Genomic DNA, 21976 nt, shown 5'->3' on the forward strand with positions numbered 1-21976 from the left:
GGCCCGTGGCCCGCTTTTGGAAAAGGAGCGTCCTGGCATGTTGTCACGCAATCTCGAACAGACGCTTCACCGGGCCCTGACCCTGGCCGGGGACCGCCGGCACGAATATGCGACGCTGGAACACCTTCTGCTGGCGCTGGTCGATGACAGCGACGCGGTCACGGTCTTCCGCGCCTGCGGCGTCGATCTGGACAAGCTGCGGTCCGACCTGACCGAATTCCTGGACAAGGACCTCGCGGGGCTGGCGTCCGACCGGACGGTCGATCCCAAGCCCACGGCGGCGTTCCAGCGCGTGATCCAGCGCGCGGCGATCCATGTCCAGTCGACCGGCCGCGACGAAGTCACCGGCTCCAACGTGCTGGTCGCCCTGTTCGCCGAGCGTGAGAGCCACGCCGTCTATTTCCTGCAGCTCCAGGACATGACGCGGCTGGACGCCGTCAATTTCATCTCGCACGGCATCGCGAAGGCCCCCGACCGCTCGACGCGGCGCCCGGTGTCCGGCAGCGCGCCGGAAAGCCCGGAAGGCGAGCGCGAGGAACGCGGCAAGGGCAGCCAGAAGAACCAGGACGCGCTGACGGCCTATTGCACCAACCTCAACCGCAAGGCCGAGGACGGGAAGGTCGATCCGCTGATCGGCCGCGACTCGGAAATCGAGCGCACGATCCAGATCCTGTGCCGCCGCACCAAGAACAACCCGCTGTATGTCGGCGACCCCGGCGTGGGCAAGACCGCGATTGCCGAGGGGCTGGCCAAGCGCATCGTCGAAGGCGACGTGCCCGAAGTGCTGCTGAAATCCACGATCTATTCGCTGGACATGGGCGCGCTGCTGGCCGGCACCCGCTATCGCGGCGATTTCGAGGAACGGCTGAAGGCGGTCGTGACCGAGCTGGACAACAACCCGGGCAGCATCCTGTTCATCGACGAGATCCATACCGTGATCGGCGCCGGCGCCACCTCGGGCGGGGCGATGGATGCCTCGAACCTGCTGAAGCCGGCGCTGGCGGCGGGCACGCTGCGCTGCATCGGCTCCACGACCTACAAGGAATACCGCCAGCATTTCGAGAAGGACCGCGCGCTGGTCCGGCGGTTCCAGAAGATCGACGTGGCCGAGCCGACGCTGGAAGACGCGGTCAAGATCCTGCGCGGCCTGAAGGGCAATTACGAACGCCACCACAAGGTGCGCTACACCGAGGAAGCCATTCGCGGCGCGGTGGAGCTGGCGGCCAAGTACATCCACGACCGCAAGCTGCCCGACAAGGCGATCGACGTGATCGACGAGGTCGGGGCCTCTCGGATGCTGGTGCCCGAGAACCGGCGCCGCAAGACCGTGACCCTGAAGGATGTCGAGGACATCGTCGCCAAGATCGCCCGCATCCCGCCCAAGAGCGTGTCGTCCGACGACAAGGAGACGCTGCGGACGCTGGAGCGCGACCTGAAGGGCATGGTCTACGGCCAGAACCGGGCGATCGAAGCCCTGACGGCGGCCATCAAGCTGTCGCGTGCCGGGCTGCGCGATCCCGAGAAGCCGATCGGCAACTATCTGTTCTCCGGCCCGACCGGCGTCGGCAAGACCGAGGTCGCCAAGCAGCTGGCCAAGACGCTGGGGATCGAACTGGTCCGCTTCGACATGTCCGAATATATGGAGCGGCATTCGATTTCCCGCCTGATCGGCGCGCCGCCGGGCTATGTCGGCTTCGATCAGGGTGGGCTGCTGACCGACGCCATCGACCAGCATCCGCATGCCGTCCTGCTGCTGGACGAGATCGAGAAGGCGCATCCCGACCTCTATAACGTCCTGCTGCAGGTCATGGACCATGGCCGCCTGACCGACCACAACGGCAAGACCGTGGATTTCCGCAACGTGGTGCTGATTATGACCACCAACGCGGGCGCCGCGGACCTGAACAAGGAAGCCATCGGCTTCGCCCGCGATTCCCGCGAGGGCGAGGACGAGGAGGCGATCAAGCGGATCTTCACGCCGGAATTCCGCAACCGCCTGGATGCGATCATTCCGTTCGCCAACCTGACGCCCGAGATCGTGGGCCGCGTGGTCGAGAAATTCGTCTTCCAGTTGGAAGCGCAGCTTGCCGACCGCAACGTCACGATCGAGATCTCGTCGGCCGCGAAGGAATGGTTGGCCGAGCGCGGATACGACCGCCTCTATGGCGCACGGCCGCTGGGCCGCGTGATCCAGGAGCACATCAAGAAGCCGCTGGCCGAGGAATTGCTGTTCGGCCGGCTGGTCAAGGGTGGCGCGGTGAAGATCACGCTGAAGGACGGGGCGCTGGATTTCGAATATATCGAATCCAGCCCGGATGCCCCCGCCGAAGGCGACGAGGGCAGCGAGCGGGAATCCGAAGCCGCGGGCTGATCTGTCCCAATGAAGGAAGGGCCGCCCGGTGCATCACCGGGCGGCCCTTTTTCTTGTGGCCCTGGTGGGTTCGGACAAAGCCCGACCTTTTGCCGCCCGGTATTACTGGTACCGGCTGCCGTTGACGGCGACATATCCTTCCATGCCCCATTTGCGGCCGGTGCCGTGATGGGTCCAGTCGATGCCCTGGCTGCGCGGATTGTCGTAATAGTACCGGCCGACGACGTCGGCCATGTCCCCCTTCGCGACCCAGGGCCAGCGCGGCGCCGCCATCCTGTCGAGGTCGGAGACGATGCGAATCGACACCCCCGCCCCGACATCGACGTAGAAATAGCCATGCCACCCGCTGCGGGTCCGTTTCGGGCGCGAGACCGCCAGCACGCGGCCGCAGACATGCACCGGCCGGTCGCCGCGCAGCGATCCGCTTTCGAACCCCTGCTGCACCGCCAGGAAATGCCGATTGTCGCAGGCCGGCCCGATCGCCTCCTGTGCGTGGGCCGGGGCCCCTGCCAGCAGTCCGCCAGTCAGGGCCAGCACCCCCACGATTCCGGCCATATATCGCATCATGTCGTCCCTTTCCGGATGTCGTCCGCCAGGTGCGGGTGGGCGCGATGCCCGGCCTTCGGCGCCTCGGCCTCCAGCTTCGCGCGGATGCCGTCCATCTGCGGGACGATGTCGGGCGCCGGATCGGGAATGGTCATGTCCAGCGATTCCAGAGCCTGGATGATGGTTTCCACCACCAGGATCCGCGCCAGCCATTTCCGGTCGGCGGGGATGACGATCCACGGCGCACAGGGGCGCGCCGTGTGCCTGATCGCGTCATGATAGGCGTGCTGGTACGCATCCCAATAGTCGCGCTCGCGCGCGTCGCCGGCCGAGAATTTCCAGTGCTTGTCGTCCTCGTCGATCCGCTGGAGAAAGCGTTTGCGCTGCTCCTCCTTCGAGACGTTGAGGAAGAATTTCAGCACCACGGTTCCCTGCCCCGACAGGTACTGTTCGAAATGCCGGATGTCGCGGTACCGTTCGTCCCAGATCGCGGACGTACGCAGCGCCGCCGGGATCTTCTGCCTGACCAGCAGTTCCGGATGCACCCGCGTCACCAGGACTTCCTCGTAATGGCTGCGGTTGAAGATGCCGATCCGTCCGCCGGAAGGCGCCGCCAGATGCACCCGCCACAGATAGTCGTGCGCCAGTTCCACCGGCCCCGGCTGCTTGAACGAGGTGACCGTCACGCCCTGGGGGTTCACCCCGGACATGACGTGCTTAATCATCCCGTCCTTGCCGCCGGCATCCATGGCCTGCAACGCGACCAGCAGCGACCATGTCCCGTTGGCGTACAGCAGGCCTTGCAGTTCGGCCAGGCGCTTGACCCCCTGGCGCAGCAGATGCTTGCCGTCCGCCTTGCTCATCCCCTCGATCGCGGTCCGCGCCGGGTGGTGGGCCGGGTCGAAATGTTCGCCGTTCTCGACCCGGCAATGGGCCAGCAGCGCCCGCAGGTCGGCGTGTGCCACCATGGGGTATCAGTCCCCCAGGCCCTTCACGACCGCAAGGCCGGCCGATGCCTGACAGGTCGGCATCATCTCGATGCGGTTGATATTCACATGGGCGGGCAGGCCCAGGACCCACGACACGGTTTCGGCGATGTCCTCGGGCTGGATCGGATGCGTCCCTTCATAGACCGCCGCCGCCTTCGCATCGTCGCGCAGGCGCACGTTGCTGAATTCGCTGCCGCCGCACAGGCCGGGCTCCAGATTGGTGGCGCGCACGTGCGTGCCCAGCAGGTCGCAGCGCAGGTTCCGCATGAACTGCGACACGAACGCCTTGCTGGCGCCATACACGTTCGCCCCCAGATAGGGGTAGGTGCCCGCCGTGCTGCCGATGGAAATGACGTGGCCCCGGTTGCGCTCGACCATGCCCGGCAGCAGCGCGCGCGTGATTTCGACCAGGCCGGTCACGTTGGTGGCGATCATCCGCTGCCAGTCCTCGACCGAGGCCTGCTGCGCCTTGTCCAGGCCCAGCGCAAGGCCGGCATTGTTAATCAGGACATCGACCTGCCGCCAGCCGTCGGGCAGGCTGCCGGGCAGAGCCTCCACCGCGGCGGAATCGGTCATGTCCAGCACGAACGGCAGCAGGGCCGGCCCCAGCGCGGCCGCCAGTTCGTCCAGCCGGGCCTGCCGGCGGCCCGTCGCGATCACGCGGTAGCCGTCCCGCACCAGCCGTTCGGCGATCGCCTTGCCGAACCCGGCCGTTGCCCCCGTCACCAGTACCGTCGTCACCATCACGCTGCTCCTGCGTCCTGGTCCGCCCGCCGCATCGCCTGGCGCACGAAACCCGATTGTCCATGCCCGCATTAAAGCGCCAATCCCGGCAAGGTCGCAAATCGGGCACGCAATGGTTGCCAAACCCGGCGGTTCCGTTTCTATCTGAAGGGATGTTCCCCTATCCCCCGACATCGGCCGATACCCTGACCGGATCCCTGCTGGTCGCCACCCCTGCCCTCGCGGACAGCCCCTTCGCGCGCAGCGTCGTCTATCTGTGCGCGCATGTCCCGGGACAGGGCGCCATGGGCCTGGTGGTCAATCGCCGACTGCCGCAGCCGGGGCTGGATGACGTATTCGAACAACTGGGCATCGCCCCGGTGCCGCCGCGCGGCCGGATCGATCTCTGCGTGGGCGGCCCGACGGACAGCAGCCGGGGCTTCGTCCTGCATTCGGCGGACTGGACCGGTGACGGCAGCCTGGCCGTGGATGACAGCACCATCCTGACCGCCAGCCTGGACGTGCTGAAGGACATCGCCGAGGGCGCCGGCCCCCGCCGCGCCCTGCTGGCGCTGGGCCATGTCAGTTGGCAGGACGACGAACTGGAAGAGCAAATCATCCACCAGAATGCGTGGCTGCCCGCTCCGGCCAGCGATGCGATCGTCTTCGGGAGCGATCACGCCGCCAAATGGCGGCAGGCGCTGGCCGCCATCCATCTGGACCCCATGCGCCTGAGCATCGTCGCCGGGCACGCCTGAAGGCAAAGCCCCCGAACGGCGCTACGACCAGCGGAAACCGGGAACCGTCGCAACCGGCGTCAGGCCGGCGGCCCTGGCCTCGGCCCGCGCCAGGTCAGCGTCATCGCCGATCATTTCCTGATGGATGCCGCCCAGGACCCAGCAGCCATCCACCCCGGCCCCCCGCGCGCCGCGCATGTCGGTGGCCAGCGCGTCGCCCACGGCCAGGACCCGGCCGCGCGGCATGGCGAGCATGTCCAGCACCGGCCCGTAGACCTCGGGATACGGCTTGCCGATCCAGCGGACCTCGCCCCCCTTCTGTTCATACAGGCTGGCCAGCAGCCCGGCACAGATCAGGCGGCGGCCGCCCCGGATGACCTCCATGTCCGGGTTGGCGCAGATCATCTTCAACCCATGCGCGGCACACGCCGCCAGCACCAGCAGATAGGGCGCGGGATCGTTTTCGCCGCGCTCCTGGTCCGGGCCGGTATTGAGGATGAAATCCGCCGACGCCGGATCGGTCACCTGTTCCAGGTCCAGCCCCTCGAACAGGTTGAAATCCTTCGGCGCGCCGATATGGAACATGCGCCGGCCTAGCCCGGCGAACCAGGGATCGGTCCGGCCATGCAGCAGGCCGCGCGTATATTCGCCGCTGGTCATGATCCCGTCGTACAGGTCGTCCGCCACCCCCATGGCGCGCAGGCCCTCGCGCACCACGTCGACCCGGCGCGGCGCGTTGGACAGCAGCACCACCCGGCGCCCCATCCCGCGCAGCCGGGCAAGGCAGTCCGGCGCGCCCGGATAGGGGGCCACGCCATCGTGGACCACGCCCCACAGATCGACGATAAAGCCGTCGTAGCGCGCCGCCAGGGGGGCGAAATCGTCCAGCGTCTGCATCACCGTGCGGTTCCCTTCGCGTCGGCCAGCGTCTCGAACCCTTCGGCGTTCAGGGCCCGCACGGTCTCGCGCTTCAGGCGGCGCAGGATGGACGGCCCTTCATAGGCGAAGGCGCTGTAGAGCTGGATCAGGTCGGCCCCCGCCCGGATGCGATCCACGATGTCGGCCCCGGTCTCGATGCCGCCGCAGGCCACCAGCGTCAGCCGACCCGAGGCCGCCCGCGCGACCTCGCGGAACACCTCCATCGCGCGGGCGCGCAGCGGGCGGCCGGACAGCCCGCCGGATTCCCCGGCATGGACGCTACGCAGATCGGCGGGGCGCGAGATGGTGGTGTTGGTCACCGTCAGCCCCTGCGCGCCGCCGGCGATCGCGGCCTCGACGATGGGGCCGATCTCGTCCGGCGCCAGGTCCGGCGACAGCTTGACCAGCAGCGGCGGCCGGTCGGGATGCGCCTCGGCGATCGCCTGCAACAGGGTCTGGAGCCGCGCGGCGTTCTGCAGGTCGCGCAGGCCCGGCGTGTTGGGCGAGGACAGGTTGATGACGATATAATCGGCGTAGTGCTTCACCCGGCCGACCAGCAGCGGATAGTCGCGATCGGGGTCGGCGCCGACCTTGTTGATGCCCAGATTGGCCCCGACCGGCACCCGCGCGCCGGCATGACGGCCGGACGGCGCCACGCGATGCAGGCGCGCCATCCGCACCGCGAACCGGTCGATGCCCTGGTTGTTGAAGCCCATGCGGTTGATGATCGCCCGGTCTTCCTCCAGCCGGAACAGGCGGGGACGCGGGTTTCCGGCCTGCGAGCGCGGGGTGACAGTCCCGGCCTCGACGAAGCCGAAGCCCGCGCGGGCCAGCGGCCGCACCACCAGGGCGTTCTTGTCGAACCCGGCGGCGATCCCGATCGGGTTGGCGAAGCGCAGGCCCATGGCCCGCACCGCCAGCGCCGGGTCATCTCCTCCGGACCCATCCCCGCCGCCCAGGCCCAGCAGAAGGGCGTTCAGGGCGAGGCGATGCGCGTCCTCGGGATCGAGCCGCCGCACCAGCGGCATCATCATGCGCGACACAATATCCATCATGGCGGGATTTTTGCCGTATATCCCCCGCCAAGGAAAGAGCCCCGCCCACAAACCCCGACGCTCAGGCCGGCTGGCTGCTGACGGGTACGGCCGCGTCGATCGGACAGCGGATCAGGTAGTAGGGCGGCGCCCGCAGGTCATGGCCGCCATTGAAGCCGGCCAGGCGGTTCCACTGCCCCAGGGTGCAATAGACATGCGGGCCGAAGACGAAGATGCCATCGGGCGACAGCACCCGCGGGTCGCGGACGATGGTGTCGAACGTGCCGTCCGTGTTGCGCCGGAAGATCGCGTCATGTTCGAAATTGGTGGTGTAGATCCGGCCTTGCGGGTCGGTGGCCAGGCCGTCCGCCACGCCCTTTTCGCCCAGGTCGCGGACTGCCTGCGCCAGATCCTCATCGGTCTTCGTGAAATCGGCCAGGATCGCGGTCGGGATGCCGTACAGCCGCCGGCTGGTCAGCGGACAGTAATAGAGCAGCGCGCTGTCGGGGCTGAGGGTGACGCCGTCCGCTCCCCCGGACACGAAGGCGGGATGTTTCGGATCGAACGCCAGGGGCCGGCCTTCGACCACCGCCATGAATCCAGCCTCGACCTGCGTCGAGGGATGGTGGGCCAGCACCCGGCGCTGCCGCCCGGTGGCGATATCGACCACGACCAGCGCGGGCGTGGACCCGAACGAGGAATCGGTCACGAACACCGTGCCCTGCGCCCCGTGCGTCAGATCGACCCGCAGGTCGTTCATATGGCTTTCGGGCCGCAGGGTCGGCGCGGTCAGGACGATGCTGGCGAAGATCCGGTCGGTCGCGGGGTCGATCCCCACGATCTTCGCCGCCCCCGGTTGCAGCGGCAGTCCGGCCAGCTTGCCGTCGTCGATCATCCACAGCCGGCCCCGGCTGTCGGTCGTCATGCCATGGACCGACACCAGCCGGTCGGCCGGCCGGCGGTCCGAGGGCAGGCTGGTCGCCGCGTCGGGGTAGGGATGCAGCGTCCCGTCCTTCAGCTCGGCCAGGGTCGCCCCCTTGTGATTGACGGCGTGGCGGGGAAAGCCCACGAACAGCCGCCCGCCCGGCGTCAGCGCCACGCCGGAGGGGCCGGGATCGTCGAATTCCGCCACGATCTCGAAGGCGCCCGCGGAATTGAACCCGTGATCGGTATTGGTGGCCAGCGTGGCCGGAGGGGCCGCCCGGGCCGCCCGTGTGGCGGCGGCCAGCACCAGCGGCGCCGCGACGCCCAGAACCGATCGACGTTTCATTCCGCTTCCATCCTTCCTTCCTGCGGGGACGGGGCGTCCCTGCCCCCGCGATCAGCCCCTGCGCCGCCGGGCCACCACCAGCCCGACCAGCGCCAGCAGCACGACCACCGCCCCCGCCAGCGCCGGCACGATGTAGCCCCCTACCCGCGCCAGCAAGGGCTTCGGCCCCCCGTGGCGGATCGACGCCACATCGGCCGCCGAGATCTTCACCGCCGGGTTGCCGAAGTGCGTCAGCACATAGTTGCCAACGTCGGCGACATCCTGATCCGACAGTTCATCGACATAGGACCCGTGCGAAAAGCCGGGCATGAAGACATGCTGGCCGCCCACCGTCCGGTCAACGCCCTCCACGATGGCGGCGATCAGGTTGTCGGGGGTCGAGGCCCCGGTCGCCGTATTGTGGAACAGCTGCGGATAATAGCTGTCCCGGCTGCCCTGGCCGCCGGGCTGATGGCAGGCCGCGCAATCGCCGGAGAAGATCTTCTCGCCATTGTCCAGCGTGCCGGATACGCCACGCAGGGCGGCCTCACGGCCCGACGCCATGCCGAAGGACTCGCGCGGCCGGCTGTCGGCCGCGTCGCGGAGGGCGGGCACCTGCCGGACATAGGCCACGATCGCCTTCAAATCGTCATCGGTCAGATACTGGAAGCTGTGCTCGATCGCCTCGGCCATCGGGCCGGCCGCCTGGGCCTTGCCGGGGACGTCGCCGGTCTTCAGGTAGCGGAACAGATCGTCGCTGCTCCAGTTGCCGATGCCGCTGACCGGGTCGGGCGTGATGTTCGGCGCGATCCAGGCCCCCAGCGACGCACCGCCCAGTTCCTTGCCGCCGATTTCGGCCATCATCACGTTGCGCGGCGTATGGCAGGTGTCGCAATGCCCCAGCCCGATGGCCAGGTACGCCCCGCGATTGACCTCGGCCGACTTGGCCGGATCGGGCGCGAAGCGCGTATTGTCCAGGTACAGCGCGTTCCAGACCATCATCGAGAAACGCAGGTTGAACGGGAACGGCAGATGCGTCGCCGGCGGCCGTTCGTCGACCGGACGGACCTCCTGCATGAAATACACATACAGGGCATGGATGTCCGCGTCCGTCAGCCTGGCGTAGGACGTGTAGGGCATCGCCGGGTAGAGGCGCGCGCCATCGCCGCGAATACCCTCGCGCACCGCGCGGCCGAACTGGGCCTCGGTATAGGCGCCGATGCCCGCGACCTTCGACGGCGTGATGTTCGCCGCATAGATCGACCCCAGTGGCGAGGCGATGCCATAGCCGCCGGCGAACGGCCTGCCGCCGTGCGGCGTGGTGTGACAGGCGGCGCAGTCGGCGGCGGTCGCCAGATAGCGCCCGCGCGCGACCAGCGCCGCGTCTCCGCCCGCATCCTGCGCCAGGGCGACGCCGGTCATCGACATCACGCCCAGCGCGGGGCCCAGCACATATCGGCCCCAGGCGGCCCGACCCTTGCCGATCATGCCCGGCCTCCCTGGAAATCGGCCTGCATCGAATCGGCGGCCTTGATCCCCAGCGCCACCATGCTCAACGTCGTGTTCACGACGCTGGCCGACGGCATGGCGCCGCCGCCGGGCAGCCACAGGTTCGCATGGTCATGCGCGCGGCAATCGCCATCGACCACCGAATCCTTCGGGTCGCTGCCCATGATGGCGCCGCCCATGATATGGTTGTTGGCGTTGAACGAGGTGGTGACGCGCAGTTCCGTCCCCCCCAGCAGGCCCGCCACCTGCTTGATCTGCTCGGCGGCGGCAACCGCGCCTTTGCGAACGTACTCGCCGACATCGTAATGGATGTCCGGGCAGGCCAGGCCCAGCGGATCACGCCGCGTCCTGCTCAACGTCAGGCGGTTGTCCGGGTCGGGCAGCGGCTCCAGACTGACCGACAGATCCACGCCGCAGGCCGCGCGCCGGCGGATCTCGTCTTCCAGCGCCTGCCCGACCAGGCCCAGTTCCAGCGCCTGCTGCGTCGCGGGGCCGACACGGCTGATATTGTTCAGGATCATCTTGTTGGCGGAATAGCTGCTGCGGAACCCGCCGTCGCGCGGGCCGACGATGCAGCTGCTCTGCGCCGGGCCACGCCCGAACCACAGCGGCTCGTTGGCCAGGAACGTGGCGTGCACGCCCGAATGGTCCATCATGTTCCGCCCGACCTGGTCGGACGAATTGGCGATGCCGGTGGGGTTGCGTTCGTTCGCCGCCAGCAGCAGCAGGCGCGGCGTCTCGATGCCGTTGCAGGCCAGGACGAAGGTACGGCCCGTCGCCTTGTGCGATTTCCTCTCCGCGTCATACCAATGGATGGCGGTCACACGGTTTTTCTCGTCGGTGTCGATGCGGTACGCGACGGCCTGGTCCAGCACCACCGCGCCGGCATCCTCGGCCTTCACGACATGCTGGATGCCGTTGTACATCGCGCCGATCGGGCAGATCGGCTGGCAGTTGTTGTTGCCGCAGCACGACGGACGGTCCTCGAACGGCTGGATGCTGCGCCCCTGCGGAATGGGAACCAGGCGGAAGCCATGCGGGTTGACCAGTTCGGCCACGCGGCGATCGCCATAGCCGAACGGGATCATGTCGCGCGGATACGGGCGGCTGCGCTCGCGCGGGGATTGCAGGTCCGGATCGTGCGGGCCGGAAACGCCCATCGCCTCCTCGGCGCGGCAGTAATAGGGTTCCAGATCGTCGTAGGAAATCGCCCAGTCACGGCCGACGCCGTAATTGGTCTTCATCCGGAAATCGGCCGGCAGATGCCGCCAGCAGGACGCGGCCCAGTGCCAGGTCGTGCCGCCGACAGTTCGCAGATAGCCCTGCTGGAACGCCGAACCGTCCGGCCCACTGAGCCCGACATAATCGTTCGCGGGGAAGTACAGCGGCGCCGGGGCCAGCGGCGCCTGCGGATACAGGCCCTGGAAATCCGAATGGACCCGGTTGTGGAACGACATGTTCCGCCAGTTCTCGACGATGTCGGACCGCTTCAGCCGCAATCCGGCTTCCAGCATCACGACGGAATGTCCGGCCGCGGCCAACTGGTGGGCGATAACCGCCCCGACAACGCCGGAACCAACGATGACGACATCGGCCGTGACGTCGCCGGAACCGGAAAAACTGGGATGCGCCACGGATCAGTGTTCCTTCGCGGGGGGCTTGGTGGGCAGGATCTTCGACTGCGGCGGCGGCGGGGACTGGATACCGACCGGCGGCGGCGCCGGGGCGGGAACCGGGACGGGCGACGCAACCGGCACGCCCAGCGGCGGCGGCGCCTCGGTCCACCAGGCGGGGGCCGCGAAGCAGTAGGTCGGCACCGGCAGGGCGTCGCGGGTGGGCCGGTACATCAGCGCGTCGTGATAGGCGACCATCGGCGCATTGGTCCTGTCCTGCACCGACCCGGTGAACCAGGCCGCGACCAGGCCCAGCATCGTCTGCCGCTGATTGGCTTCCTCGGCACGGGCCAGGATTTCCTCGGGCGTGCCGCCGGCCCCGACCACGTGCGACAGGGCCTCGATCCTGGCGCCATAACCAGGGAAAGTCCGAACCATGGCCGCGAACAGGCGCGTCGCGATGTCGGGGTTCAGGTCCTGATGGCCCGTCACGGCCCTGGATACGGCAAGGAAACGGGCCTCGTCCGCACTCGGCACGCGCGCCGCCGCCTGGCCGGGGGCCAGCATGTCGGGCGCCAGGGTCGATACGCCGGCCGCCGCCGTCGCCATCATCAGGGTCCGGCGGCTGACGCCGGGCGGAGGTTCGACCGTATCGGGGCCGGTCCGTAAAGGGTCGCTCATCGTCTTGTCACTCCAGCGGAGGCCGTGTGTCGTGCGCCGCGCGACGGGCGTGATGGGCATTCATGCGCCGGGCGGCAGGGCATTTCGGAAGGGGGCCTAGTTCGGGCCGGGGGCGGCGGGCAGCGTCGCCATGCCGGCTTCGGCGGCCATCTCGTCCTGGGCGTTGGACCCGCCGCTGACCCCGATGGCGCCCACAGGCCGGCCGTCCTGCAAAACGGGAATGCCGCCCGCCGCCGGCATGGCGTCGGGCAGGGCCAGCACGGCCATCTTCCCGCCCGCCAGGGCCTGTTCGAAGGCGCTGGAAGGCCTTTTGTAGAAGACGGCGCTGCGGGCCTTGCGCTCGGCCAGGGTCAGGCTGGCCAGTTGCGCGCCCTCCATCCGCTCCACCAAAATCGGATGTCCGCCGCCATCGACCACCGTCACCGCGACCGAGGTGTGGTTTTCGACGGCCTTCCCTTCGGCGGCGCGGGCCATGGCGCGGGCCTGCTCCAGCGTCAGGGTGCCGGCCTCGCGGGCCACGGCGTCGTTCTGGCGAATCATGGGCAGGACCGTAGCCGCCCCCGCGAGAAACGATATTAAAAAATGCTTTTTATTCATCATGATTTCCAGGGGGCTTCGCAAGACGTGCTGAAAACGGGACAGCCCGCCCCCGCGAAAGGACGGGCTGTCCGGATCATTCCGCTCAGTTCAGCGGCACTGCCGCGTCGCCTTCCGTCCTGGGCAGGGCCTTGCGTACGCGGGCCACGTCCTGCGCCGTCGCCGGCGCCGCGTCGTTGCCCCACGCCTTGCGAATAAAGCTGACGACATCAGCCACTTTCTCGTCGGACAGCCGGGTGGCGAAGCCCGGCATGACGAAGGCGGACGGCGCCTGGTGCGTGGCGCGCAGAATATCGCCTGTCAGAACGATGTGGATCAGCGAATCCGGCGCCTTGTCCATCACCACCGGGTTGCCCGCCAGCGGCGGGAACACGGTCGGGTAGCCCTGTCCGTCGGTCCGGTGACAGGCCGCGCAGTTATCGACATAGGTGCGCGCGCCACGGGCCGACAGGTCGCCCGCATGCAGCGCCGTCGCCAGCGTCGCGTCATAGCGCCACGGCGTCTGCGTCGTATCGTGGGGCGGCAGCGACTTCAGATAGCGGGCGATCGCGTGCAGGTCCTCGTCCGTCAGATGCTGCGTGCCGTGCCCCACCGCGTCCGACATGCCGCCGAAGGCGGAACCGCGCCGGATGCGGCCGGTCTTGAGGAATTCGACGATATCGTCTTCGCTCCAGCGGCCCAGGCCGGTGCGGTTCTCGCCACGCAGGCTGGTCGGGATCCACCCGTCGATGACGCCGCCGCCGGACAGGAAACGGGTTCCGTCCGCGCCGGTCAGGGCGACTTCCTGCATGGTGATGCCACGCGGGGTGTGGCACGCGCCGCAATGGCCCGGACCTTCCACCAGGTAGGCGCCACGGGCCAGGACCGGGTCGTCGAACGGGCGCGCGCTTTTGGCCTGCGCGTCCTTGACCGACGGCGCGAACATCATCCGCCAGCCGATCAGCGGCCAGCGCATGGACAGTGGCCAGGGGAGGCTATTGGCCTTCACCGTGCTGGCGACCGGCTTCACCCCCTGCATGAAATAGACATACAGCGCGTGGATGTCGGCGTCCGTCATCCGGGCGTAGGAGGGAAACGGCATCGCCGGATACAGCGACGCTCCGTCGCGCCGCACGCCCTCGCGCACCGCGCGGGCGAACTCGGCCTCGGTATATCGGCCGATGCCGGTCTGGGGGTCGGGCGTGATGTTCGGCGCGTAGATGGTGCCCATCTGCAAGGCAAAGGGCAGGCCGCCGGCGAAGGGCACACCGCCCGGCGCCGTGTGGCAGGCCACGCAATCGGACGCACGCGCGACATATTCGCCCTGCGCGACCAGGCCGGGCGCGGCGGCGGCCGGGGCCTGCGCGCGGGCCGGGGGAAGCATGGCCGGCCATCCGGCCAGCGCAACGCCCAGCCCGCCGAACAGGGCCGCGGCGACGCCCCGCTTGAAATGTCTCATCACAGCTGCACCAGCGGGCCGGGGTTCTTGAGGTAGGTCGTGCGAATATGGTGCGCCGACCAGTAGGCAAGTGCCGCGACCATGCCGGTCGGGTTGTAGCCGGTGCCCTGCGGGAAGGCATTGGCGCCGATGACGAACACGTTCGACACGTCCCAGCTTTGCAGGTACCGGTTCAGGGCGCTGGTCTTCGGGTCGTCGCCCATCACCGCCCCACCCGCCAGATGCGTGGTCTGGTAGAAGCGCGTGTCGAAATGCTCGCCCGGCTGGCGCTGGCCCAGATGCACGTCGCGCGCCCCCATGGCCTTCGTCACCTTGGCGATCTGGCTGACGACATACCGGTTCATGCGGATGTCGTTGTCCTTCCAGTCGAAGGTCATACGCAGCATCGGCATGCCGTACGCGTCCTTCCAGGTCGGGTCCAGGTCCAGGTACACGTCGCGATAGGCCATGTTGGTGCCGTGCGCGTCCATGCGAACCGAATGCTGGTAGGTGTCCACCATAGCCTTCTTCCAGGCCGAGCCCCAGTGCGGCGTGCCCGGCGGCCCGCCGATCTTGGCGGCGGCGATGCCCTTGATGCCCGCCTGGTTCACCCAGACCGGCGACCCGCCGATAAAGCCCAGCGGCCCATGGTCGAAATTCTCGCTGTTGAAATCGTCGAAGGCGACCCCGCCGCCGCCTGTCCCGATAAACTGGTTCGTATAAACCGATTTATCGAACCAGGCGGTGGTGGTGGTCACGTTCTGGTAGACGAAATTGCGCCCCACGACGCCTTCGTTCGCAACCGGATCATACGGCTTGCCGATGCCCGACAGCAGCATCAGGTGCACATTGTGGAACTGGAACGCGCTGACGATCACCAGTTCGGCCGGCTGGAACACGTCGTTCCCGTTCCGGTCCAGATAGGTCACGCCCGTCGCCCTGGTCTTCGTGCCGTCAAGCTCGACACGCAGGACATGCGCTTCGGTACGCAGCTCGAAGTTCGGATCGGGGCGCAGCGCCGGCAGGATGTTCACGTTGGGCGATGCCTTCGAATACATGTAGCAGGCATAGCCGCTGCAATATCCGCAGAAATTGCATGGCCCCATCTGAACGCCATAGGGGTTGGTGTACTGCGCCGAGGCGTTGGCCGCCGGCATGGCATAGGGATGGAACCCCACCTCCTCGGCGGCCTTGCGGAACATGTTGGCGCCGTAGACATCCTTCAGCGCCGGCAGCGGGAAATGGTCGGACCGCGACGGGGCGAAGACGTTGCCCTTGCCGACGACCTGCCCGTTGACCGTATAGGCCTCGCCCGACGTGCCGAAGACTTTCTCCGCCTTGTCGAAGAACGGTTCCAGATCGTCATAGGTCACGCCGTAGTCCTGAAGATTCATCCCCTCGGGGATGAATTTCTCGCCGTATTTTTCCTTCACCTTCGTCCGCAGGATCAGATCGTCGGGCGGCATGCGAAAATGCACCCCCGACCAGTGCAGGCCGGCGCCCCCGACCCCCTCGCCCGGCAGGAACGCCGCCATCTGGCGATAGGGAAGCGCCGTCTGGTCGGACGAATTACGGATTGTAACTGAAGTTTTCGACAGATTCTGAAAAATCTTGTGCCGGAAATTCCCCTCCAGCTCGTCGATCGAACCAGGGTAGGCGCCGTCGCTGGCCGTGCTGCGGTCGGCGCCGCGCTCCAGCATGACGACGGTCTGTCCGGCCTCGGTCAGTTCCTTGGCCAGGATCGAGCCCGCCCATCCGCCGCCGATCACCACCGCATCGACGGGTTTCATCTTTATGCTTGCCATATCAGGCTGTTTCTCCGGAGATCGACACGGTGCCGAGAGGATACGGCTTGCCGTACTGATCGACCCAATCCATGAAGTCGGCCCGCGCGCCCGGGAAGCCGATCGTCGTCCATCCCCCCAGCCCCTTGTTACCCCCGTGGCTGGGGTCGGAGAACGCCCCTTCCATGGTGTTGCCCAGAAGCTGCGCGAAGAAGACCTTGGCCGGCAGGTCGCCGAACAGCGTGTCGCCCGTCTCGAAGCCGGTCAGGATGGAATCGCGGGTGGCGGCATCCAGGTCCTGGAACGCCTTGCCGTATTTCGCCTGGACGAATGCCGCGGCCCCGGCAATGCCCTTGCGATAGATGTCGCGCGGCGCATAGGGAAGCTGGTAGCCGAGGTTGGCCGGACCCTGAACGAAAGGTGCCTGCATATACCACGATTTTCCAAAAGCGTATGGCGTGGCCATCTGCCGGTCGATGAATTCCGGCACCCCCAGGGCGATCGCGCCCGGACCGACCGCGTCCTGCGGGATCAGGCGATCGCATGCGGCATGCACGAACGCCCATTCCGCCGGGGTGAAGAAGGTCGGGGAATAGGCCGGTTCACTGGCGGAACGGGCGGAATGGACCGGCAGCGCGGTCGAGGTCAGCGCGGCGGCGCCGGCCAGACCCTGCATGAAGGTCCGGCGAGACGGGTCGGGGGGGGGCATCGTCATTAAGTCTATGGCTCCGGAACATCGGCAGGCGGCGTCGTCTCTTTTAAAAAACCATCACCCCGGCAGGCAAAGAAACCCTACAGCTTTTCATCTGTTAGTGGATGATCGCGCGGTTGTGTCCGCTTCTGCGCCTGCCTAGAGCAGAAATCCCGTCCGTGGCAACATGCCAAATGCCGGTCTGTCGCGCCCCCAAGGGCGCACCGGCGGACGCGGAAAGCCGGATTCACATGTCCGCGATCATTGAAATAACATTCACATCGTTACGAGAAGTCCATGATCCATCATAAATCTCTTGCAAACACGCCCCGTGCGCGGGATGTGAGGGAACGGTGAAAAGCCGGGCGCATCCGCCGGATGGACGGCGACGCGCCGTCAAATTCTCACACAAACGTTATCCTATTTCGTTGCAACCATGCCCGGCCATCGGCCCCGGGATTTATAAAATTAAATTTAATTTTAGAATTCCGAGAATGAATTTTATATATATAATCAATATCTTCCGTCACTTACCCCGACAATCAACCAACAAAACCTGCCCGCCCAAGCCGGTCGCGGAGCCGGTGGACATCCGTCCCCCATAATGATCTTTATCCGCCCAGGGATCTTTTATTTCGAAAAAACGTTATTCGTTATCGGGGAATGTGAAAAATGACCCACACCCACTGACAAGAGCGGCGACAAGCCCCCTTCTGAAATAAACAAAATCAAAAAATATTCCCCCGTCGCCGTTGTCCCTGCAAGTGACATGCCCGAAATGATGAATCGTACGCTCGCCGCCCTTTCCGTGTCCGCACTTTCCGCCTGGGCATGGGCATACGTCACGCCCGTGGCGCACGCCGCCCCCACAGCCCCGATTACGCCGGCCCAGGCCGCATCGCCGATGGCGACAGACCCGACGGCGGCGTCAAACCCGACCAGTCCGGACAGGACGGCGCTGCCGCCGGCGCCTGAGTCCCAGCTGCACATCCACCGCGCCCATGGCGCGTCGTACGTGGCGCCCCATGTCACGTACCGCCCCGGTCCGCCCAGCGCCGTCCCCCCCCTGCCCCAACCGGAATCGGTCTTCACCGATCCGGGCGGAATGACATCGTGGCTGACAAATCGTGGAATCTCGTTCCATTTCGACAATACGAACGAATTCGCCGGCGCGATTACGCCGCCGACCCGTGGCCCCCGCTATGGCAACTATCGCCAGGGCTCCAGCAATGCCGGGCAGTACTCGGTCAACCTGAACATCAACTGGGAGCAGCTGGCGGGCGTACGCGGCTTTTCCACGCATGTCATCACCGTCGGCCGCTATGGCACCACCGCCAACCGCATGTTCGGCGACTGGCTGGCCCATAGTTCCGAAATCTATGGCGGCGGCGGCAACGTCGCCGTCCATTTCGTCTCCGCCTACGGCGAGGAAACGATCCTGGGCGGGCGGCTGGATTTCGCCGGAGGCCGCATGTCGCAACTTTCGGATTTCGCCGCCAGTCCGCTGTTCTGCCAGTTCATGAACAACTCGATGTGCGGTCGCCCCAAGGGCGCCAGCGACAGCACGTTCTACAGTTCCTATCCGGCCTCGACATGGGCGTTCCGCATCAAGGGCCGGCCCCGCCCCGACATGTATATCCAGACCGGCGTGTATTTCGCCGAAAACGGCATCTACATGAACATCCAGCACCGCACCGGCTTCAAGCTGAACGGCGCGAACATCGTCGGCTACGTCGTGCCGGTGGAACTTCAGTGGGAGCCGAAATTCGGCGCCCATGGCAACCTGCCCGGCCATTACAAATTCGGCTTCACGTACGAGGACGTCTCCCGGCCCGACAATTATTACAACGTCAATGGCCGGCCGTTCGCACTGGCAGGCGGATCGGCGATGATGAACCCGCACTCCTGGCAGACCTATATGATGACCGACCAGAAGCTGATCCATTACAAAGGCAGTTCGCCGGCGGCCGGCCTGACCTTCCTGGCCGGCTTCATCTACAACGACCCCCGGACCGCGATCCGTGATTTCGAAGTGTATGGGGCGCTTGAAAATCGCGGGTTCTGGCCGGCCCGCCCCATGGACAGCATCGGCCTGGCCTTCACCTACACCAGCATCGCGCCGGGCACCCGCAATACCGAGGCCCTGCTGATGGCCCAGAACAGGACCGGCCTGCCCAACCATGCCACCGGCGTGCAGACCAATGCCGAGATCATCGAATTCAACTACGCCATCCATGTCATGCGCGGCGTGACGTTCGCGCCCGATTTCCAATATTATTTCAACCCCAACGGCCAGCACGCCCTGCGCGATGCGGCGATGCTGGGCTTCAAGACCTACGTCTCCATCTTCTGACGGGCCGAACCCCACCGGTCCTTTCAGGCGCCCGCGACGCCGGACCCGACCATGTCGATCGGCCTGACCAGCCGATCGAAGGTCTCGGCATCGACCGCGCCGGACCGCAGGGCGGCGTCGCGCAGCGACACATCGTGCGCCATGGCGTCATGCGCGATGGCCGAGGCCCGATCATACCCGATGACGGGACTCAGCGCCGTCACCAGCATCACCGAGCCTTCGACATAATGGCGGATGCGCTCGCGGTTCAATTCGGTGCCTTCGACCGAATACCGGCGGAACGACCGGCAGCCATCGGCCAGGATGCGGATCGCGTGCAGCACATTCGCAATCACCACCGGCCGCATGACGTTCAGCTCGAACTGTCCCTGGCTGCCGGCGAACGCCACCGCCGCATCGTTGCCGAACACCTGGGTGCAGATCATGACCAGGGCCTCGCACTGGGTCGGGTTGACCTTGCCGGGCATGATCGACGATCCGGGCTCGTTGGCGGGCAGGCGCAGTTCCGCCAGCCCGCACCGGGGGCCCGACCCCAGCCAGCGCATGTCGTTGGCGATTTTCATCAGCACCACCGCGACGCCACGCAGCGCCGCCGACATCCGCACCATGGCGTCCAGGCCGCCAAGAGCCGCGAACTTGTTCGGCGCGGTAACGAAGCCGGCCCCCGTCAGCTCGGCGATGCGCGCCGCGATCGCCGGGCCGAAGCCCGCCGGCGCGTTCAGCCCCGTGCCCACGGCGGTGCCGCCCGCCGCCAGTTCCAGCACGCCGCCCCGCGCCGCCTGCACACCGCCGGCCGCATCGCGGATCTGATGGGCCCAGCCCGACCATTCCTGGCCTACGGTCAGCGGCACGGCGTCCTGCAGATGCGTCCGCCCGATCTTCACCACATCGCTCCATCGCGCGGACCGTTCCTCGATCACCCCGGCCAGGGCGTCGAGTTCCGGCGACAGGCGTTCGTCCACCGCCCGCAGCGTCGCCACATGCATCGCGGTCGGAAAAGTATCGTTGCTGGACTGGCCCATATTGACGTCATCATTGGGATGGACCGGCTGCTGCGCGCCCGGCATGCCCCCCAGCAACTGGATGGCGCGATTGGCGATGACCTCGTTGGCGTTCATGTTCGTCTGGGTGCCGGAACCGGTCTGCCAGACGAATAGAGGAAAATGATCGTCCAATCGGCCATCCGCCACTTCGTCCGCCGCGCGGATGATGGCGTCGGCCTTCCAGCGCGGCAGGCGACCATCGGCCAGGTTCACCAGCGCCGCCGCCTTCTTGACGATTCCGTAGGCACGACACAGCTCTTGCGGCATCCGGTCGGTACCGATCGAGAAATGGACCAGGCTGCGCTGGGTCTGCGCCCCCCAGTACCGATCGGCGGGAACCGCGATCGCGCCCAGCGCATCGTGCTCCTGCCGTTCACCGGTCGTCGTCAGCCCGATCGGCAGATCGGACAGGGTCCGGGGTTCGTTCGTCATGTCGCCCTCCCATACGCAATTTCCACCGACGAGCTTGGCGAGATGATCGGTGGACCCAGGCCCGGAACCGACCAGGGCCGATGGCCCGTCGTCCATTCAACGCGGGCGACGGGAAGGCGGATCCGTCACGACATGCGCCGCGCGCGGACAACAAAAAAGGCGGCCCGCCACCAGGACGGACCGCCTTTCCATCGTCGGACCGAAAAGGCCAGACTGTCACATGAGCTTTGCCGCCATCAGGACTTGCCGTTGCCCTTGCCCGCCTTCAGCGCCGCAAGGCGGGCCAGCCTGACCTGCTTGCGCGCCTCGCGGGCCTCACGCCACGCATCGACGGCCGTGCGCGTGCCCTTCGCCGCACGACGCGACGCCACGGGCTTGACCGCGGCCGGGGCAGCCTTTGCCACACGCGCGGCCGGCGCCTTCTTCGCAACGGCCTTTGTGGCGACGACCTTTGTCGCCACGGCTTTCGGCGTGGCCTTCTTGGCGGCAGCCTTTACCGGCGCGGCCTTCGTCGCCTTTGCAGCCGGCTTGGCCGCCACGCCCTTCGTCGCTGCAACCTTGGTCGCTGCAACCTTGGTCGCCGGCGCCTTCGCAGCCTTGGCCTTCGGGGCCTTCACCTCGGTCTTTACGGCTGCCTTGGCACGCCCCTTCGGGGCTTCGGCCACGACGGGCGCCGGGGCAGCGGCCTTGCGGGCCGAAGCGGCCGAGACCCGACGCGCCGGGTTCTTGGCGACGGCGGCACGCACCGTCGCCCGGGCAGCCGGGGCGCTTCGCGGCGCGGGCGCCGCAACTGCTGCCGATCGGGCGGCGGGTTTACGGGCCGTGGTCATCACGTCCTCGGCCACCGCGCGGGTCTTGACGGCCGGACGCGCCGCACTCTTGGGACGGGCTGCGCCCCGCGCGGGGCGGGCGGGGGCAACCGGGGCGACAGCGACCGGGGCCACCGCGGCGACCCGACGCCGCCGCGGCGCGGCAACGGGTTCGGGCGCGGGCTCGGCCGCGACAGCCTTCGCGGCGCGCGTGCGCCTGGCCGGCTTGGCCTCGGCCGTCGTTTCCGCAGGCGCCTCCACCGCGACCGGGGCAATTTCGATCTTGGCCGCAGCAGCCTTCGCCTTCTTCCCGGCGGCCTTGCCCTCGGTCCGGGCCGGCGCCTCGACCGGCGCGGCCGCCGTCTCGACGACCGTGGCCTCGACCGGCGCGGCCGTTACCGGGGTTGCGGAGGCAGTCTTCGCCGACCCCTTGCGACGACCACCGCGGGTAGCCGTCTTCGTCTCATCACTCATATAGAT

The 21976-nt window shown here is 67.3% G+C and carries 18 protein-coding genes; 3 read left to right on the forward strand and 15 right to left on the reverse strand.

The window, feature by feature from the left end; translation table 11 throughout:
• Positions 1–37: 37 nt before the first annotated feature.
• Positions 38–2371 (forward strand): ATP-dependent Clp protease ATP-binding subunit ClpA, encoded by a 2334-nt coding sequence (clpA, locus tag HLH21_RS05745; RefSeq protein ID WP_182942205.1) that lies wholly within the window; start codon positions 38–40, stop codon positions 2369–2371.
• A gap of 102 nt (positions 2372–2473) precedes the next feature.
• Here clpA and HLH21_RS05750 read toward each other — a convergent pair whose 3' ends face one another.
• Genes HLH21_RS05750 through HLH21_RS05760 form a run of 3 tightly spaced genes read right to left on the reverse strand, consistent with a single transcriptional unit; the run spans position 2474 to position 4650 of the window.
• Entirely contained in the window at positions 2474–2935 is a 462-nt protein-coding gene (locus HLH21_RS05750) for a DUF3465 domain-containing protein (RefSeq protein ID WP_182942351.1), read from the reverse strand.
• A complete protein-coding gene (locus HLH21_RS05755; RefSeq protein WP_182942207.1) occupies positions 2935–3885 on the reverse strand; it encodes a polyphosphate kinase 2 family protein in 951 nt (316 codons plus the stop codon). The genes HLH21_RS05750 and HLH21_RS05755 overlap by 1 nt, the downstream gene beginning before the upstream one ends.
• A gap of 6 nt (positions 3886–3891) precedes the next feature.
• Positions 3892–4650 carry an SDR family NAD(P)-dependent oxidoreductase gene (locus HLH21_RS05760; RefSeq protein ID WP_182942209.1) on the reverse strand — a complete coding sequence of 253 codons (759 nt, stop codon included), beginning with the start codon at positions 4648–4650 and terminating at the stop codon, positions 3892–3894.
• Positions 4651–4802: 152 nt separating this feature from the next.
• On the opposite strand from HLH21_RS05760, the gene HLH21_RS05765 reads away from it, so the two are divergent.
• The gene (locus tag HLH21_RS05765) at positions 4803–5387 is read left to right on the forward strand and encodes a YqgE/AlgH family protein (protein ID WP_182942211.1); all 585 of its coding nucleotides are present in this window, start codon (positions 4803–4805) and stop codon (positions 5385–5387) included.
• A gap of 21 nt (positions 5388–5408) precedes the next feature.
• Here HLH21_RS05765 and HLH21_RS05770 read toward each other — a convergent pair whose 3' ends face one another.
• The 10 genes from HLH21_RS05770 to HLH21_RS05815 form a co-directional block, all read right to left on the reverse strand.
• Positions 5409–6263, reverse strand: a complete 855-nt coding sequence (locus tag HLH21_RS05770; protein ID WP_182942355.1) for a TIGR01459 family HAD-type hydrolase — start codon at positions 6261–6263, stop codon at positions 5409–5411.
• Entirely contained in the window at positions 6263–7339 is a 1077-nt protein-coding gene (locus HLH21_RS05775; RefSeq protein ID WP_373319681.1) for a quinone-dependent dihydroorotate dehydrogenase, read from the reverse strand. The genes HLH21_RS05770 and HLH21_RS05775 overlap by 1 nt, the downstream gene beginning before the upstream one ends.
• 61 nt (positions 7340–7400) lie before the next feature.
• Entirely contained in the window at positions 7401–8588 is a 1188-nt protein-coding gene (locus HLH21_RS05780) for an L-dopachrome tautomerase-related protein (RefSeq protein WP_182942213.1), read from the reverse strand.
• Positions 8589–8639: 51 nt separating this feature from the next.
• Positions 8640–10055, reverse strand: coding sequence for a cytochrome c (locus HLH21_RS05785; protein WP_182942215.1), 1416 nt, complete (start codon positions 10053–10055; stop codon positions 8640–8642).
• A complete protein-coding gene (locus HLH21_RS17220; RefSeq protein WP_182942217.1) occupies positions 10052–11710 on the reverse strand; it encodes a GMC family oxidoreductase in 1659 nt (552 codons plus the stop codon). Before HLH21_RS17220 ends, HLH21_RS05785 begins: the two co-directional genes overlap by 4 nt.
• A 3-nt stretch (positions 11711–11713) precedes the next feature.
• A complete protein-coding gene (locus HLH21_RS05795; RefSeq protein ID WP_182942219.1) occupies positions 11714–12370 on the reverse strand; it encodes a sorbitol dehydrogenase family protein in 657 nt (218 codons plus the stop codon).
• A gap of 96 nt (positions 12371–12466) precedes the next feature.
• On the reverse strand, positions 12467–12910 hold the full coding sequence (locus HLH21_RS05800) for a GlcG/HbpS family heme-binding protein (protein ID WP_246379283.1): 444 nt from the start codon (positions 12908–12910) through the stop codon (positions 12467–12469).
• Positions 12911–13052: 142 nt separating this feature from the next.
• Complete coding sequence (locus HLH21_RS05805) at positions 13053–14405, reverse strand: c-type cytochrome (RefSeq protein ID WP_182942221.1); 1353 nt, start codon at positions 14403–14405, stop codon at positions 13053–13055.
• Complete coding sequence (locus HLH21_RS05810; RefSeq protein ID WP_182942223.1) at positions 14405–16189, reverse strand: GMC family oxidoreductase; 1785 nt, start codon at positions 16187–16189, stop codon at positions 14405–14407. The genes HLH21_RS05805 and HLH21_RS05810 overlap by 1 nt, the downstream gene beginning before the upstream one ends.
• 1 nt (position 16190) lies before the next feature.
• Entirely contained in the window at positions 16191–16877 is a 687-nt protein-coding gene (locus HLH21_RS05815) for a gluconate 2-dehydrogenase subunit 3 family protein (protein WP_246379307.1), read from the reverse strand.
• An 886-nt stretch (positions 16878–17763) separates the two neighbouring features.
• Here HLH21_RS05815 and HLH21_RS05820 point away from each other — a divergent pair.
• Complete coding sequence (locus HLH21_RS05820) at positions 17764–19212, forward strand: carbohydrate porin (RefSeq protein ID WP_182942225.1); 1449 nt, start codon at positions 17764–17766, stop codon at positions 19210–19212.
• Positions 19213–19235: 23 nt separating this feature from the next.
• Here the strand turns inward: HLH21_RS05820 and fumC are convergent, their stop codons facing one another.
• Together fumC and HLH21_RS05830 are read right to left on the reverse strand one after the other, a co-directional pair.
• Positions 19236–20687, reverse strand: coding sequence for a class II fumarate hydratase (fumC, locus tag HLH21_RS05825; protein ID WP_182942227.1), 1452 nt, complete (start codon positions 20685–20687; stop codon positions 19236–19238).
• Positions 20688–20923: 236 nt separating this feature from the next.
• Positions 20924–21970 carry a hypothetical protein gene (locus HLH21_RS05830; RefSeq protein WP_182942229.1) on the reverse strand — a complete coding sequence of 349 codons (1047 nt, stop codon included), beginning with the start codon at positions 21968–21970 and terminating at the stop codon, positions 20924–20926.
• Positions 21971–21976: the final 6 nt, after the last annotated feature.

This window comes from Gluconacetobacter johannae, from assembly GCF_014174305.1.
Taxonomy (GTDB): Bacteria; Pseudomonadota; Alphaproteobacteria; order Acetobacterales; family Acetobacteraceae; genus Gluconacetobacter; species Gluconacetobacter johannae.